This window comes from Deinococcus grandis (genome assembly GCF_001485435.1).
Classification (GTDB): Bacteria; Deinococcota; Deinococci; order Deinococcales; family Deinococcaceae; genus Deinococcus; species Deinococcus grandis.
On the sequence record NZ_BCMS01000001.1, the window covers coordinates 3216748 to 3230983 of the forward strand.

Annotated in this window: 18 protein-coding genes; 15 read left to right on the forward strand and 3 right to left on the reverse strand. The window is 72.0% G+C overall.

Annotation, left to right across the window (positions count from 1 at the left end; translation table 11 throughout):
- Window positions 1-91 precede the first annotated feature (91 nt).
- From DEIGR_RS15365 to recA, 6 genes are all read left to right on the forward strand, one after another.
- Complete coding sequence (locus tag DEIGR_RS15365; protein WP_058978420.1) at window positions 92-418, forward strand: hypothetical protein; 327 nt, start codon at window positions 92-94, stop codon at window positions 416-418.
- A gap of 169 nt (window positions 419-587) precedes the next feature.
- Window positions 588-1064: a GNAT family N-acetyltransferase gene (locus DEIGR_RS15370; RefSeq protein WP_236704770.1), complete on the forward strand. Its 477-nt coding sequence runs from the start codon at window positions 588-590 to the stop codon at window positions 1062-1064.
- 56 nt (window positions 1065-1120) lie between these two features.
- The gene (locus tag DEIGR_RS15375; RefSeq protein ID WP_058978421.1) at window positions 1121-1450 is read left to right on the forward strand and encodes a four-helix bundle copper-binding protein; all 330 of its coding nucleotides are present in this window, start codon (window positions 1121-1123) and stop codon (window positions 1448-1450) included.
- Between the two features lie 105 nt (window positions 1451-1555).
- Entirely contained in the window at window positions 1556-2767 is a 1212-nt protein-coding gene (locus DEIGR_RS15380; protein ID WP_058978422.1) for a CinA family nicotinamide mononucleotide deamidase-related protein, read from the forward strand.
- Window positions 2764-3489: an RNA 2',3'-cyclic phosphodiesterase gene (gene thpR, locus DEIGR_RS15385; RefSeq protein WP_058978823.1), complete on the forward strand. Its 726-nt coding sequence runs from the start codon at window positions 2764-2766 to the stop codon at window positions 3487-3489. The genes DEIGR_RS15380 and thpR overlap by 4 nt, the downstream gene beginning before the upstream one ends.
- Window positions 3486-4547, forward strand: coding sequence for a recombinase RecA (gene recA / locus DEIGR_RS15390; protein ID WP_058978423.1), 1062 nt, complete (start codon window positions 3486-3488; stop codon window positions 4545-4547). Before thpR ends, recA begins: the two co-directional genes overlap by 4 nt.
- 54 nt (window positions 4548-4601) lie before the next feature.
- Here recA and DEIGR_RS15395 read toward each other — a convergent pair whose 3' ends face one another.
- The 3 genes from DEIGR_RS15395 to DEIGR_RS15405 all read right to left on the reverse strand — a co-directional run bounded on the left by DEIGR_RS15395 (window position 4602) and on the right by DEIGR_RS15405 (window position 7030).
- Window positions 4602-5303, reverse strand: coding sequence for a hypothetical protein (locus DEIGR_RS15395; protein ID WP_153013782.1), 702 nt, complete (start codon window positions 5301-5303; stop codon window positions 4602-4604).
- Window positions 5304-5494: 191 nt separating this feature from the next.
- The gene (locus DEIGR_RS15400) at window positions 5495-6079 is read right to left on the reverse strand and encodes a biotin transporter BioY (protein WP_058978425.1); all 585 of its coding nucleotides are present in this window, start codon (window positions 6077-6079) and stop codon (window positions 5495-5497) included.
- A gap of 30 nt (window positions 6080-6109) precedes the next feature.
- On the reverse strand, window positions 6110-7030 hold the full coding sequence (locus DEIGR_RS15405) for a biotin--[acetyl-CoA-carboxylase] ligase (RefSeq protein ID WP_058978426.1): 921 nt from the start codon (window positions 7028-7030) through the stop codon (window positions 6110-6112).
- A 272-nt stretch (window positions 7031-7302) separates the two neighbouring features.
- On the opposite strand from DEIGR_RS15405, the gene DEIGR_RS15410 reads away from it, so the two are divergent.
- The 9 genes from DEIGR_RS15410 to DEIGR_RS15450 all read left to right on the forward strand — a co-directional run bounded on the left by DEIGR_RS15410 (window position 7303) and on the right by DEIGR_RS15450 (window position 14226).
- The gene (locus tag DEIGR_RS15410) at window positions 7303-7695 is read left to right on the forward strand and encodes a Fur family transcriptional regulator (RefSeq protein WP_058978427.1); all 393 of its coding nucleotides are present in this window, start codon (window positions 7303-7305) and stop codon (window positions 7693-7695) included.
- Window positions 7696-7792: 97 nt separating this feature from the next.
- Window positions 7793-8503, forward strand: coding sequence for a hypothetical protein (locus tag DEIGR_RS15415; RefSeq protein ID WP_236704771.1), 711 nt, complete (start codon window positions 7793-7795; stop codon window positions 8501-8503).
- Between the two features lie 77 nt (window positions 8504-8580).
- A complete protein-coding gene (locus tag DEIGR_RS15420; protein WP_083524087.1) occupies window positions 8581-9264 on the forward strand; it encodes a MarC family protein in 684 nt (227 codons plus the stop codon).
- 102 nt (window positions 9265-9366) lie between these two features.
- On the forward strand, window positions 9367-9924 hold the full coding sequence (locus tag DEIGR_RS15425; RefSeq protein ID WP_058978428.1) for an HNH endonuclease: 558 nt from the start codon (window positions 9367-9369) through the stop codon (window positions 9922-9924).
- Between the two features lie 110 nt (window positions 9925-10034).
- Complete coding sequence (locus DEIGR_RS15430) at window positions 10035-10565, forward strand: HD domain-containing protein (protein ID WP_058978429.1); 531 nt, start codon at window positions 10035-10037, stop codon at window positions 10563-10565.
- A gap of 276 nt (window positions 10566-10841) precedes the next feature.
- A complete protein-coding gene (locus tag DEIGR_RS15435) occupies window positions 10842-11297 on the forward strand; it encodes a hypothetical protein (protein ID WP_058978430.1) in 456 nt (151 codons plus the stop codon).
- 219 nt (window positions 11298-11516) lie between these two features.
- Window positions 11517-12752, forward strand: coding sequence for a M24 family metallopeptidase (locus tag DEIGR_RS15440; protein WP_058978431.1), 1236 nt, complete (start codon window positions 11517-11519; stop codon window positions 12750-12752).
- Window positions 12753-12834: 82 nt separating this feature from the next.
- Complete coding sequence (locus DEIGR_RS15445) at window positions 12835-13512, forward strand: SDR family oxidoreductase (RefSeq protein ID WP_058978432.1); 678 nt, start codon at window positions 12835-12837, stop codon at window positions 13510-13512.
- 33 nt (window positions 13513-13545) lie between these two features.
- Window positions 13546-14226, forward strand: coding sequence for an HAD family hydrolase (locus tag DEIGR_RS15450; RefSeq protein ID WP_058978433.1), 681 nt, complete (start codon window positions 13546-13548; stop codon window positions 14224-14226).
- Window positions 14227-14236 lie beyond the last annotated feature (10 nt).

Consider the following 14236-nt stretch of genomic DNA (forward strand, 5'->3'; position numbering starts at 1 on the left):
CGTATGACCCGTGCTGACCCGGCGGCCATCTCATGAAGGGGGGGTGGGGCGGCCCTCACCCCACGCGCGGGCGGACGTGTCCTGATGAGGCATGACGAACAACAGCGCGGCCGGAAACGTGGTGGTGTGCCTCAGTGGGGCGTGGCAGGGGGAGGCCACGGATCCGCAGCGGTCCTTTCACGGAGCAGTGCTCACGTCCACACTGGAAGCGCTCCCAGTCGGGGAGGCGGTGGAGGTCACGTACCGCGACAGCGGCCGCCGCGTCACCGGACCCGGCGAGCACGGCACGTACACCCTGCGCGCCGGCCCCCACCGCTGGACCCTGTCGCGGTTCACCCAGCACGCCAGTCAGGCCGGACAGACCCGCGACGACCGCACGCCCGAAAGCAAATGGGAGGCGGAACTGGTCAGCGGGTGATGGGTGATGGGTGATGGGTGATGGGTGATGGGTGATGGGTGATGGGTGATGGTCAACAGCGTGTGCGCGACGCCCCAGCCCACGTCAAGACCCCCCACTCCCCACAACCCACTGCCCACTCCCCTATTTGCCCTTGCCACGTAGCGCAGCGCGTGCTGCACTGGCGGGCATGACCACCCAAACGGTCCGGATCGTGAAGGCCAGTCCCGCCGACCCGCGCGTGCTGGCTTTGATGGACGCGCAGCAGGCGGAACTGCGTGAGCTGTACGTGGATACCACCGAGGTCACCGAGGCGTTCGATCCGCAGTCGCTGAGCGGTGCGGGGTGCGTATTGCTGGCGGCTGCCCGGGAGGACGGGACGCTGGTGGGGTGCGGCGCTCTGAAACGCTGGGACGCGGCCTCGGCAGAGGTGAAGCGCATGTACGTCACGCCGGACGCGCGCGGTTCGGGGGCGGCGCGGGCGCTGCTGGACGCCCTGGTCGCGCGGGGTCGGGCGCACGGGTACGCGCGGCTGGTGCTGGAGACCGGCGACCGGCAGCACGCCGCCATAGCGTTGTACGTGCGGGCGGGGTTCCGGCGCGTCCCGAACTTCGGGGTGTACGTGGGCGTGGAGGACAGCCTGTGTTTCGAGTTGCCGCTGGCGTGAAGGGGCTCTGAATCCGGCTCCCATCCCCGGCTGGGACGGGGGTGCGACGGTGGGGCATGACTGAAGCCATGATCCGGGATTGCATCGACGCGTGTCTTGACTGCGTGGCGGCCTGCGAGGCGTGTGCCACGGCGTGTCTGGCCGAGCCGGATCTCGACATGATGCGGGCGTGCGTCCGCCTGGACCGGGACTGCGCGGACGTGTGCGCGTTGACGGCGCGGCTGCTGATGCGGGGCAGCGACCTGCACGCGCGGGCGTGCGCGCTGTGCGCTTCGGCGTGCGAGGCCTGCGCGGCCGAGTGCGGCCAGCACCACCACGACCACTGCCAGCGCTGCGCGGAGGCCTGCCGCCGCTGCGCGGAGCTGTGCCGGAAGATGGCGGCCTGAACCCGGCTTCCTGACTGGGGTCAGGGGGGCGGCGGGGGTGGGTGTGCCGGGGTGGGCGGGGGTGGACGCGAGTTTCGCTTTGGCCTATACTTCGGTGAGGTTGTTATGCCCATAGCAGAAATCATCAGTGTCGGCACCGAGTTGCTGTTCGGCGAGATCGTCGACAGCAACGCCGCGTTCCTCGCCCGTGAACTGGGCGCGCGCGGCCTGACGCTGCACCATAAATCCGTCGTCGGGGACAACCTCGGTCGACTTCAGGCGGCCATCGAACGGGCACTGGACCGCGCCGACCTGCTCATCCTGGGCGGCGGCCTGGGCCCCACCGACGACGACCTGACCCGCGAGGCCATCGCCGCCGCGCTGAACGAGACGCCGCAGGTGGACGAGGCGCAGCTGACCCACCTGCGCGGCCTGTTCGAGGCGCGCGGCCGGGCCATGCCCGACACGAACAGCAAGCAGGCGTGGCTGATCCCGTCCGCCGAGGCGCTGCCCAACCCGGTCGGCACCGCGCCCGGCTGGTTCGTCCGCACCACCCGCGCCGGGCAGCCGAAACTGATCGCGGCGCTGCCCGGCCCGCCCCGCGAGATGCGGCGCATGTGGGCCGAGCAGGTGGTGCCGCGCCTGCCGCTGCCCACGACGGCGCTGGAGCACGTCACCGTGCACACGCACGGCATCGGCGAGAGCCTGATCGCCGAGCGGCTGGGGCACCTGACCCGGCAGGCGAACCCCAGCGTCGCCACGTACGCCCGCCTGACCGGCGTGGACGTCCGCGTGGCGGCCAGCGCTCTCACCTCCGATGAGGCCCGCGCGCGGCTGGCCCCCGTGCTGGACGAGGTGCGCGGCGTGCTGCGCGAGTGGACCTGGGGCGAGGACGACCAGACCCTGGCGGGCACCGTGCAGGCCGCGCTGGCCGGGCGGACCCTGGGCGTGATTGAGGCGGGCAGCGCGGGCGTGCTGTGCACCCTGCTGGCCGACCAGCCGGGCTTTCTGGACGCGGCGGTCACGCAGGATCACCGCCGCCTGATCACGCTGGGCCTGACGCCCGTGACGTTGCAGGGGGACGGACTGGTCAGCGAGGCGGGCGCACGCGAACTGGCCGACGGCGCGCGCGAGCACCTGGGGGCCGACCTGGGCCTCGCGGTGGTCGTCTGCACCAGTGGCGAGGGGGCCGGGCGGGCGCACGTCGCCCTGAGTGACGGCGCGCGGGTGGCCGCAGCGGGCCTGAACTGGCCGGGCGATCCGGCGCAGCTGCGCGAGCGGGCCGCGGCAGCGGCGCTGGCCCTCGCGGCCCGCACCCTGCCAGGATGGACCGCATGACCGACCCCCGCCCGAAACGACCTGCCCGTCCCACCAGCCAGCCCGGCAACAAGCCCGGACCCAAAGCTGGCGGCAGACCCGGCCCGAAAGCGGCCGGGAAGGGACGCGGCGCGCCCGACACCCACACGCCCACCACGCAGCGCCTCTTCTTCGCGCTGCCCGTCCCGGCGGACGTCACGCCCGCACTCGTCGCGGCGCAGGGGAAACTGCGCGGCAACTGGCGCTCAGTGCCCGCCGAGCAGATGCACGTCACGCTGGCGTACCTCCCGGCCGTGCCGCTGGGGCGGGTGGACGACCTGAAGAAACTCGGCACGCGCCTCTTCACGGACGCCGCGCCGCTGGACCTGAAGCTGCGCGGCACCGGGTACTTCCCGAACGAGGGCAGCCCCCGCGTGTGGTTCGTGAAGGTCGAGGCCGAGGGCCTGAACGAACTGGCCGCCGCGCTGCGCGCAGAAATCCAGGCGCTCGGCCTGAGCACCGACGACCTCCCCTTCAAGGCGCACGTCACGCTGGCCCGCAAGAAAGGCCCGGCGCCGCGCGTCCCCCCGATCCTCTTCCCCGAACACTGGACGGCCGGCAGCGCCGGGCTGCACCGCAGCATCCTGCGCAAGACCGGCCCCATTCACGAAACCGTCAGCACCTTCCGCCTGCGCGGCACCCCCGCCACCCCCGCCCCCGCGACCGAACCGGCCCCGGACGAGGCTATCCAGGAGACGCCATGAGCAAAGAAAAAGACATCACCGCCCCCACCGACGCCAAGGAACGCGCCAAGGCCATCGAGACCGCCATGAGTCAGATCGAGAAGGCGTTCGGCAAGGGCTCGATCATGAAACTCGGTGCCGAGAGCAAACTCGACGTGCAGGCCGTCAGCACCGGCAGCCTCAGCCTGGACCTCGCGCTGGGCGTGGGCGGCGTGCCCAAGGGCCGCATCACCGAGATCTACGGCCCGGAATCCGGCGGCAAGACCACCCTGGCGCTGGCCATCGTCGCGCAGGCACAGAAGGCCGGCGGCACCTGCGCGTTCATCGACGCCGAGCACGCCCTGGACCCCGTGTACGCCCGCGCGCTCGGCGTGAACACCGACGAACTGCTCGTCTCGCAGCCGGACAACGGCGAGCAGGCGCTGGAGATCATGGAACTCCTCGTGCGCAGCGGCGCCGTGGACGTCGTCGTCGTGGACTCCGTGGCCGCCCTGACGCCCCGCGCGGAAATCGAGGGCGAGATGGGCGACAGCCTCCCCGGCCTGCAGGCCCGCCTGATGAGCCAGGCGCTGCGCAAACTCACCGCGATCCTCAGCAAGACCGGCACCGCCGCCATCTTCATCAACCAGGTCCGCGAGAAGATCGGCGTGATGTACGGCAACCCGGAAACCACCACCGGCGGCCGCGCCCTGAAGTTCTACGCCAGCGTCCGCCTGGACGTCCGCAAGATCGGCCAGCCCGTCAAGATGGGCAACGACGCCATCGGCAACACCGTGAAGGTCAAGACCGTGAAGAACAAGGTCGCGCCGCCCTTCAAGGAAGTCGAACTGACCCTGATGTACGGCAAGGGCTTCGACCAGCTCAGCGACCTCGTGACGCTCGCCAGCGACATGGAAATCATCAAGAAGGCCGGGTCGTTCTACTCCTACAACGACGAACGCATCGGCCAGGGCAAGGAAAAGGCCATCGCGTACATCGCCGAGCGCCCCGAGATGGAAGCCGAGATCCGCACCCGCGTCCTCGGCGCCATCAAGGAAGGCCGCGACCCGCTGGCCGCCGTGCCCACCGTCGCGGAATAAGGTTGAACGTTGATGGGTGATGGAGGGGGAGGCCTGCGGGTCTCCCCTTTCTCGTCAACGGGCCTGCCAGACGGTCACGGTGTCCGCCGGGGCGAGGGTCAGGGCGCGCGTGGCGTCCTCGCCGGTGTAGTCCACGTCCTCCTGCACGACGTTCCACCCGGCTTTCAGGGGCAGGTCCACGGTCAGCCGCTCGGGCATGGCCTGCTCCGGCACGCAGCGGGTCTCGCCGCTGACCGTCACGTCCGCCGGGCTGAACACCACCCGCTGGAACCGCAGGCGGCCGTCCATGTCCGGCTGGCCGTCCAGCAGGTCCACCTCGGCATTCAGGGTCGTCGCGGTTTGCCACAGGTCCTCACCCACGATGCTGCCCACGCTGGGGAACGTCCGCCCGGCCGCGGCCACGCGCAGTTCGTTCAGCGGGAACACCTGCGCCGCCGGGTCGCCCAGCGTGATCTTCCCGCTGCGGGTCACGCAGCCCAGCGGGTCCAGGTTCAGCCACTCCACGAGCGGCACCAGGGCGCCTGCCAGCCGCTCCGGGGTGGGCAGCGGCAGAGTCAGGTCCCCCGCCGCGCCGAGCGTCCCGCGCGCCGCCTGGATGCGGCGGTCGTCCCCGCCGGGGAAGGGCAGCAGCACCCCCACGGAACCTGCCCCGCCCTCCCAGTCGGGCAGCGTGCCGCGCAGCACCGGCGTGTCCGCCTGCGCCCCCACCACGCCGCCCAGCAGGGTTGCCCACACCACCACTGTTCTCCTTCGCATGGCCCCAGCGTACGCCGCCCGGCCTACGCGCGGATGCCACTTTCGGCGGATGCCCACCCAGCCGCGCGCCCGGCACAGTGGAGGCACGCCAGCCTCACGGGTCTCCGCACGGGAGACACGCCACGCGCCGCCGCGCGGCATGGTGACGGCCCCCACCCGGGTGAAGGTGGGGGCCGTGTCCGGACTGCGGTTTATTTGCGGATGAATGTCCAGGCGGTGGGGAGCAGCAGCGCGGCCAGCAGCAGTTTGATGGTGTCCCCGATGATGAAGGGGGTCAGGCCGGCGGTCAGGAGTGCCCCGCCCTTCAGGCCGGTCAGGGCGCCCAGCACCGGGAGGCCCACGGCGTAGATGACGACGCTGCCCGCGAGCATGGCGAGGCAGGTGCCGAGGAACTTGCGGTCCAGCGCGTAGCGTTCCACGAGGAACCCGACCAGGGCGGCGGCCAGAGGGTAGCTGAACAGGTAGCCGACGCTGGCGCGCATGCCGGTCCCGGCGGCGTTCATCAGTCCGGCGGACCCGCCTGCCAGGACGGGCAGTCCGGCGGCCCCGGCGGCGACGTACACGGCCAGCGCCGCCAGCGCGCGTTTCCAGCCCAGGGCCGCGCCGACGAGCAGCACGCCGAGCGTCTGGAGGGTCAGCGGGACGGGCTTCAGGGGCACCTCGGCCTGCGCGAGGACGGCGACGAACGCGGCGCCGCCCACGACGAGCAGCACGTCGCGCAGGAGGCTGGGGGTGGGGGCGAGCTGGCGGGCGAGGGTGGGGTGGGTCAGGGTCATGGTGGTGTCCTCCGGTGTGGGGTGGGGGCGTCAGGTGAGGGTGCCGATGAGCTGCACGTCGCCCGCGCCGACGGTGAGGGGTCCGGCGGGCGTCTGCACGATCAGGCTGCCGCTGGGGTCGAGGTCGAGGGCGGTGCCGTCCACGAGGCCCTGCGGGGTCTGCACGCGCACGGGCTGCCCGAGCGTGACGCTGGCCTCGCGCCACGCGCGCAGCACCTCGTGCGGCGGGGCGTCCAGCCAGATGTGCAGTTCCCGCAGCAGGTCCGTCAGGAGCTGCGCGCGGGTCAGGTCGGGGCGGAACTCGCGCAGGTGCGCGGCCCCCTCCGGCGCGGCGCTGACGTTCACGCCGATGCCCAGCACCGCCCGGCGGGCCTCCTCGCCGCGCAGGTCGGCTTCCAGCAGGACGCCCGCCAGTTTGCGGCGGTCCGGGGCGAGCAGGTCGTTCGGCCACTTCAGGCCGCCCACGCCCGCCGCGCGGGCCAGCGCGACCCCCGCCGCGAGGGGCAGCAGCGCCAGATGCGGGAGGCTCAGCGGGCCGCCGCCGGGTCCGTGGCGCAGCAGGACGCTGAACACCAGCGTGCCGTGCGTGGTGTCCCAGGCGCGCCCGCGCCGCCCGCGCCCGGCCGTCTGCCGCTCGGCGGTCAGGACCGCGCCGTGCGGGGCGGGGTCCTGGGTCTCGTCCGCCCAGGCGCGCAGGGCGTCCTGGGTGCTCGTCACGGTGCCGTGGTAGCGGTGCGCGGCGCCCATCAGCCCGGTCGGCGTGACCTGCGCGGGCGCGGGGGCGTCGGGGTGCAGGGCGTACCCGGCGCGGCTGACCTGCACCGGCACCCCGTCCTCCTGCAGGCGGCGGGCCAGGGTGTTGACCGTCACGCGGTTCACGCCCAGTCGCGCGCCCAGCGCGTCCCCGGTCTGGGGCCGCGTGGTCAGGAGGGGCAGGAGGCGCTCGGGCATGGTCGTTCAGTGTTGTACGCGCCCGCCTGAACGAAAGCAATGAACCCGGTTCAAGCAGGCGACCCGCATGACGGGACGAGGGGGGCAGTGGGGAGTGGGGTGTGGGAAGTGGGTCGGCTGCCTCACCCGGCACGCCGACGGGTGGCCAGGCCCGCCTCCAGAGAACCGCTTCCGACCGACACCACCCAGCCCACAACCCACTGCCCACTCCCCACAACCCCTTTGTCACGCCCGTCATCGGCGCGTCAGGGGGCGTTTGCTAGACTGCGGGCATGACGATGGTGCGCCAGACCAAGCAGCGGGCAGCGGTGATCGACGTGCTGCGCGCGGCCCGGTCCCACCCGGACGCCGCGTGGATTCACGCGCAGGTGCGCGAGCAGCTGCCCAGCGTGAGCCTGGGGACCGTGTACCGCACGCTGGACGCCCTGGTGCGTGACGGGGTGGTCGTGACGCTGGAACGCGCCGGGCAGGCCACCCGTTACGACTACAAGCACGAGGGGGACGCACATCACCACGCCGTGTGCCGCACCTGCGGCGCGATCTTCGACGTGGATGCCGGGGACGTGCCGGCCGTGCCCGCCTCGGCGCTGCCTGCCGGGTTCCAGGTGACGGACGTGCGTCTGGAATTCATGGGCGTGTGCCCGAACTGCCAGACGCAGAACTGACGGTTTCCGTTCAGACCCCCTCCCCTGCCGCGCGGGTGGAGGGGGTTTCCCTGGGGGCGGGACGCCTTGCCTGGGCCGGGGGCGGTACGCTGCGCGGGTGACCGTGCCGCCCCCCCAATCCCCCGCGCAGCCTGACGCTGCGGAATTCCCGGTGTATACCGCCCGTTCGTTCCTGCCGACGTTCCTGCTGGGCTGGGCGCTGGGCGCGGCGCTGACGTTCGCGGTGCGGGGCGTGGGCGGCGCGCTGCTCACGAACCCCTGCGAGGGGCACACGATCGTGGCGCTGCTGGTCCCGCTGCTGCTGGGCCCGGGTGGGCTGGCATTCACGGCGCGGCACTGGCGGCAGCCCGCCCGGGCGGCACTTGGCCTGGGGCTGGTCGTGGCGTCCCTGATGCCCGCGCTGTTCGTGGGCGCGCAGGACATCGGCGGGCTGCGCCGCACCGGCTGCGCCGGGGGGTACGTGGTGATCTCCGAGGTGGTGAACGGGCAGCGGGGCGAGAGCATCAGCGCGCTGGCGCTCGCGGCGGGCACCGAGCGGACCCTGACGGCCCGCGTGGGCGGCTACACCCGCCAGACGCACCCGGGGCTGTTCACGGTGAGCGGCGCGGCCAGCACGCCCGGCGTGGTCGTGACGGTGGCCCGCACGCAGGTCCACGCGGGCGAGGACTTCACGGTGACGGTGCGGGTCCTGCCGAACACGCCCGTGAACTCGTACACGGCGGGCGTGAACGCCGTGATCACGCAGGGCGGGAAGCGCATCCCGGCCAGTGGCACGCTGGAACTGAACGTCCGTCCCCGCCAGCCCTGAGCGGCGGCCCTCCCGGCGGGCGCTGACCGTCCACCCGGGGGACGTGCGCCGCCGGGGGCGGGTGGTACGCTCGGACGGTGAATGTGGCGGAACTCTCCAGCTTGGCCCTCCAGACGTTCCTGACCATGCTCGTGGTCATGGACCCGATCGGGCTGGCGCCGATCTTCATCGGGCTGGCCGGGAACCGCCCCAGCTTCGAGCGGCGGCGCATGGCGGTGCGCGCCAGTCTGGTCGCGGGGATCATCATCCTGCTGTTCGGCCTGTTCGGGCGCGGCCTGCTTGATCACCTGGGCATCAGCCTGAGTGCTTTCCGGATCGCGGGCGGCATCCTGCTGTTCCTGATCGCGCTGGACATGGTGTTCGCCCGCCCCAGCGGCAGCAAGGAAACCGCCGAGGAGGAACAGGAGGCGCAGGAACGGCAGGACATCAGCGTCTTTCCGCTGGCGATTCCCCTGATCGCGGGGCCGGGGACGCTGGCGAGCATCATGATCCTCGCGGGGGACGCGCACGGCTCGCCGCTGCTGCTGACCGCCGTGTTCCTCGTGACGGGCGTGGTCCTGCTGCTGTGCTACCTCGCGCTGCGCCTGTCCGGGCAGATCGCGCGCGTGATCGGCCTGACCGGCGTGCACGTGGTCACGCGCGTGCTGGGCGTGCTGCTGGGCGCGCTGGCGGTGCAGTACGTCGCGGACGGCGTGCTGGAACTGCTGCGCGGCGGCCTGAAGACCGGCACCGGCCTGCTGCGCGCCGCCGGACTGGCCTGAGCCCCGATCAGGGCGCTACGCCATTCGCCGCACCCGACGCCCGGGGTGAACTAAGCGTGTCAGCGCAACAATCCCCTGGCAGGCGCGGCTTAGAATCCGGGCATGACTTCCAGAAAGGACGTGCCGGACACCAACCGAAGACCTCGGGTCGCCGCTGACCTGAACGCGCCGCGGGTGCTGGTGCTGAACGCGTCCTACGAGCCGCTGCACGTCACCAGCGCCAAGCGGGCCATCACGCTCGTGCAGTACGGCGTGGCGGAAATCCTGGAAGACAGCGACGACGTCGTCCGCTCGCCCAGCACGGTCATGCCGGTCCCCAGCGTGATCCGCCTGCGCCGCTACGTCCGCCGCCCCCGCGTGCACCCCATCCCGTTCAACCGCCGCAACGTGCTGCGCCGCGACACCTTCACCTGCCAGTACTGCGGCTCGCCGGAGGAACTCACCATGGACCACGTGCTGCCTCGCTCGCGCGGCGGGCGGCACACCTGGGAGAACGTCGTCACCGCGTGCCGCGCCTGCAACCAGCGCAAGGGCAACCGCACCCCCGAGGAAGCCGCCATGCCCCTGCGCACCCGCCCCCGCGCGCCCACCTTCGGCGTGTACGCCCACGGGCAGTTCGCCCACTGGCAACCCCAGTGGACCCGCTACCTGGGCGGCTGAAGCGGGGATACGAGGGTCGAGGGTCTAACAGTCTGAAGGTCCAAGGCAGTGCGACTCTCAGACTCTTGGACCTTTAGACTCTTGGACCCTCCAACCCTCTAGACTGCGGCATGAACCGGGATCAGGCGTACGAACTGATGGTGGCGCACACGTCGAGCGTGTCGTTGCAGCGGCACATGCTGAACGTGGAGGCCGCGATGCGCGCCTACGCCCGCCACTGGGGCGAGGACGAGGAGCTGTACGCGGTGGCGGGCCTGCTGCATGACTTCGATTACGAGCTGCACCCGGACGAGCACCCGACCTGGGGCGTGGCGTTCCTGCGGGAGACCACGGACACGCCACCTGCCGTGCTGGACGCGATCATGGGGCACGCGGCGTACACCGGGACGCCCCGCGAGTCGCGGCTGTCGCGGACGCTGTTCGCGGTGGATGAGCTGACCGGGCTGGTGCAGGCCGCCGCACTCGTCCGCCCGGATAAAGACGTGCGGCTGGTGGAACTGAGCAGCCTGAAGAAGCGCTTCAAGAACCGGGCGTTCGCGGCGGGCGTGAACCGGGAGGAGGTCGAGCAGGGCGCGCGGGAACTTGGCGTGGACCTGGACGAGCACATGACGCGGGTGCTGCGCGCCATGCAGGACATGTAGCCGGAACCTCAGCCCGGCTGAGCCTCTTCCCTGCCCCGCCCGCCTGGATGTTGCGTCCAGGCGGCCGTTTTCTGCGCCGATCATGCCTGATGCCCGGCTGACGCGCGGCGATCATGGCCTGCTCACGGGGGGGCGCGTACGGTGATGGCACCAGACGGGAAGGCGTCCCAGACGCCAGAAACCCCACCCGCAGGAGGTGAGACCGACTGGCCCTCCAAAACCACACTGCCCGCCCCCGGTCACCCGCCCCGCTCACGACCCACAGGAGATCCGATCATGACCACCCGCACCCTGACCGCCACCGCTCCCCGTTCCCTGACCGCGCTGGCCCTGGCGACCCTGAGCCTGGGCGCGCTGATCGCCCCGCAGCGCGCGCTGGCCGCCCCGGCGGACATGACGGGCACCTGGGTGAACAGCAACGTCACGACCAGCGGCATCACCCGCGTGAACGTGACCCGCGCGGCGGGCGGGCAGATGACCGTGCAGGTGTTCGGGCGCTGCCACCCGAACGACTGCGACTGGGGCAGCGCCCAGATGGTCACGTACGGCACGACCGTCAGTGACGGCAACCACTTCACGGCGACTGCCGTGTACGCCAAGGGCTTCGCGACGACCACGCTGGTCATGAACTTCACCCGGGGCCGCCTGGACGTGCAGGCGCTGACGCAGTTCACGGACGGCAGCGGGCGGCAGAACTACGCCAGCCGCGACGCCTTCGCCCGCTACCGATAACCGCCCCCGGGGGGAGCGGGCTGACACGCCGGAAACCTTTCCGACGCAGCATACGTATCAGGACGCAGGTGGGTGATCCCCCACCGCGAGCCAGACCCCAGCCCCGCTTTCTCTTCCAGCGCCGCGCCTCCTGTTCCCGGAGGGGCGGCGCGCGACTGCCGGCGCGGGTGTCCCTGAGAGCCGACTGCGCCGGGGTGGCGGCGCGTTACCCTGGGCGGCATGACCTCGCCGATCACGCGTATGCAGCAGGCCCTCGCCGCGACCAGCCTGGACGGCTGGCTGGTGTACGACTTCCAGGGCCTCAACCCGCACGCCCGCACCGTCCTGAATCTGCCCCGTGAGGCGTTCCTGACGCGGCGGTTCTTCGTGTGGGTGCCGCGCAGCGGGCAGGCGGTGGTGCTGCACAACCACATCGAGGGCGGTACCTGGGGTGAGATCACGCGCGGCTGGAACGCCGAGCGGCGCGCGTTCGGGTCGCACGCGGAACTCGACGCCGCGCTGCGCGCCGTGGTCGCCGGGCGGACCCTAGCCATGGAGTACAGCCCGAATGGCGCGGTGCCGTACGTGAGCCGCGTGGATGCCGGGACGGTCGAGCGGGTGCGGGCCGCCGGGGCCGCAGAGGTCCACACGAGTGCCGATCTGCTCCAGTCGTTCCTGGCGTGGAGTGCGGACGATCTGGCCGCGCACGAGCGGGCCGTGGCGGTGCTGATGCAGGCGAAGGACGACGCGTTCCGCCTGATCCACGAGCGCCTGCGGGCCGGGCAGCCCGTGACGGAAGTGGACGCGCAGGCGGTGATCATGCGGCAGATCGACGCGGCGGGCATGCAGGCCGGGCACGCCGTGAACGTGAGTTTCGGCGTCAACGCCGCCGACAGCCACTACGAACCCAGCCCCGAACGCCACGCCACCCTGAAGCCCGGCGAGTGCGTCCTGATCGACCTGTGGGCGCAGGAACCGGGCCGCCCTTTCGCGGACGTCACCTGGGTCGGGTACGCCGGGCAGCCCACGCCCGCGTACCAGAGCGCCTGGGCGGCCGTGGTCGCCGCACGCGACGCCGCGCTGCGCACGATCCAGGACGGGTACGCCCGCACGGGCTGGGGCGAGGTGCAGGGCTGGATGGCCGACCGCGCCGCGCGCGACGCCATGGGCCCCGAATGGGAGGCGTACTTCCTGCACCGCACCGGGCACGACCTGGGCGTCAGCATCCACGGGGCGGGCGCGAACCTCGACGACTACGAGACGCGCGACACCCGCACCCTCACGCCCGGACTGGCCGTCACCATCGAACCCGGCACGTACCCCGCCGCGCAGGGCTTCGGCATCCGCAGCGAGATCGACGTGTACCTCGACCCGCAGACCGGCCCGCGCGTCACCCCGCACACGCAGGCCGCGCCGTTCATCCTCGGCGAGGGCGACTGGGCGCAGGTCCGCGCCCGCGCGTACGGGCAGGACTGACGCCGCCCGCCGCATGAGGCCGCCTTGACGCTTCCCTCAGGGTTGCGCGTGCCCCCCACGCCCGAACCGCTACCCTGGGGGCATGGCGAACCTCGGCTCCTCCACGATCATGCTCACGGGTGCGGGCGGCGCGCTGGCCACCGCGATAGCACAGGAACTCGACGACGCGGGCGCGCAGATGGTCCTCGTCGGGCGCGGCGACAGCCTCGCGCGGGCCGCGGACCGCTTCCCCGCCACGGAAGTCCTCGACCTGGACCTGCGCGACCCCGCCAGCATCGAGGCGCTGCGCAAGGTCAAGGTGGACACCCTGATCCACACCGTCGGCACCTACGCCACGCAGGACGCCCAGAAAGCCACCGAGGACGACTACGACGCGATGTTCGACGCGAACATGCGCACCCTCTTCCACGCCGTGCAGGGCGTCCTGCCGAACATGCTCAAGCAGAAGGACGGTCTGATCATGGGCGTCAGCGCCGGGCAGGCCGCGCGCCTCAGCGGCCCCAAGGCCGCGCTGTACACCGCCAGCAAGTCCGCCGTCGCCTCCTACGTCCTGAGCCTCCACGACGAACTCAAGGGCAAGGGCGTGCGCGGCATGGTCCTGTACCCCATGGGCGCCATCGACACGCCGGGCAACCGCGACGCCGGCATGGACTGGGACAGCATGATCGACCCGCGCGGCCTCGCCAAGAGCGTCGCCCACGCCCTGACCCGCCCCGACCGGGCGCACATCACCGAGATCAAGGTCTACCCCGACACCTGAGAGTAGGGCTGTGAACGCTGAGGGGGGCGGGGCGTGAAGCTGCTCGTGTGGGATTTCGACGGCACGCTCGCGTTCCGGAGCGGGCTGTGGTCCGGGACGCTCGCGGCTGTGGCGGCGCGGCACCGGCCGGATCTGGGTCTGGAGGCCGCGCACTTTCGCCCCTTCCTGAGTACGGGGTTCCGCTGGCATGCGCCTGAACGGATACATCCCGCCCGTGGGGCGGCGGCGTGGTGGGCGGAACTGCACCCGGTGTTCGAGCGGGCGTACCGCGAGACCGGGGTGAACCCGGCGGACGCCCGCGCGTGGGCCGCCGAGGTGCGCGCCGAGTACCTGAACCTGGAGTCGTGGGCAGCGTTCCCGGACGCTGCCCCTGTGCTGCAGCAGTTGAGTGATGCGGGCTGGACGCACGCCCTGCTGACGAATCACGTGCCGGAGTTCGGGGCGCTGCTGGACGGCCTGGGGCTCCGTTCGCCGTTCACGGTGGTGGTGAACTCCGCCGACACCGGTTTCGAGAAGCCGCACCCGGAAGCGTTCCGCGAGGTGCTGCGGCGCGTGGGCGTCCCGGAACGGGTCTGCATGATCGGGGACAGTCCCGACGCGGACATGCGCGGCGCGCAGGGGGTCGGGTGGCCCGCCGTGCTCGTTCACCGCGAGCTGGCAGGGTGCCCAGCCCGCCAGCTGACGGACGTGCCGGGCTTTCTGGAGCGGCTGTGAGCTACAGCTC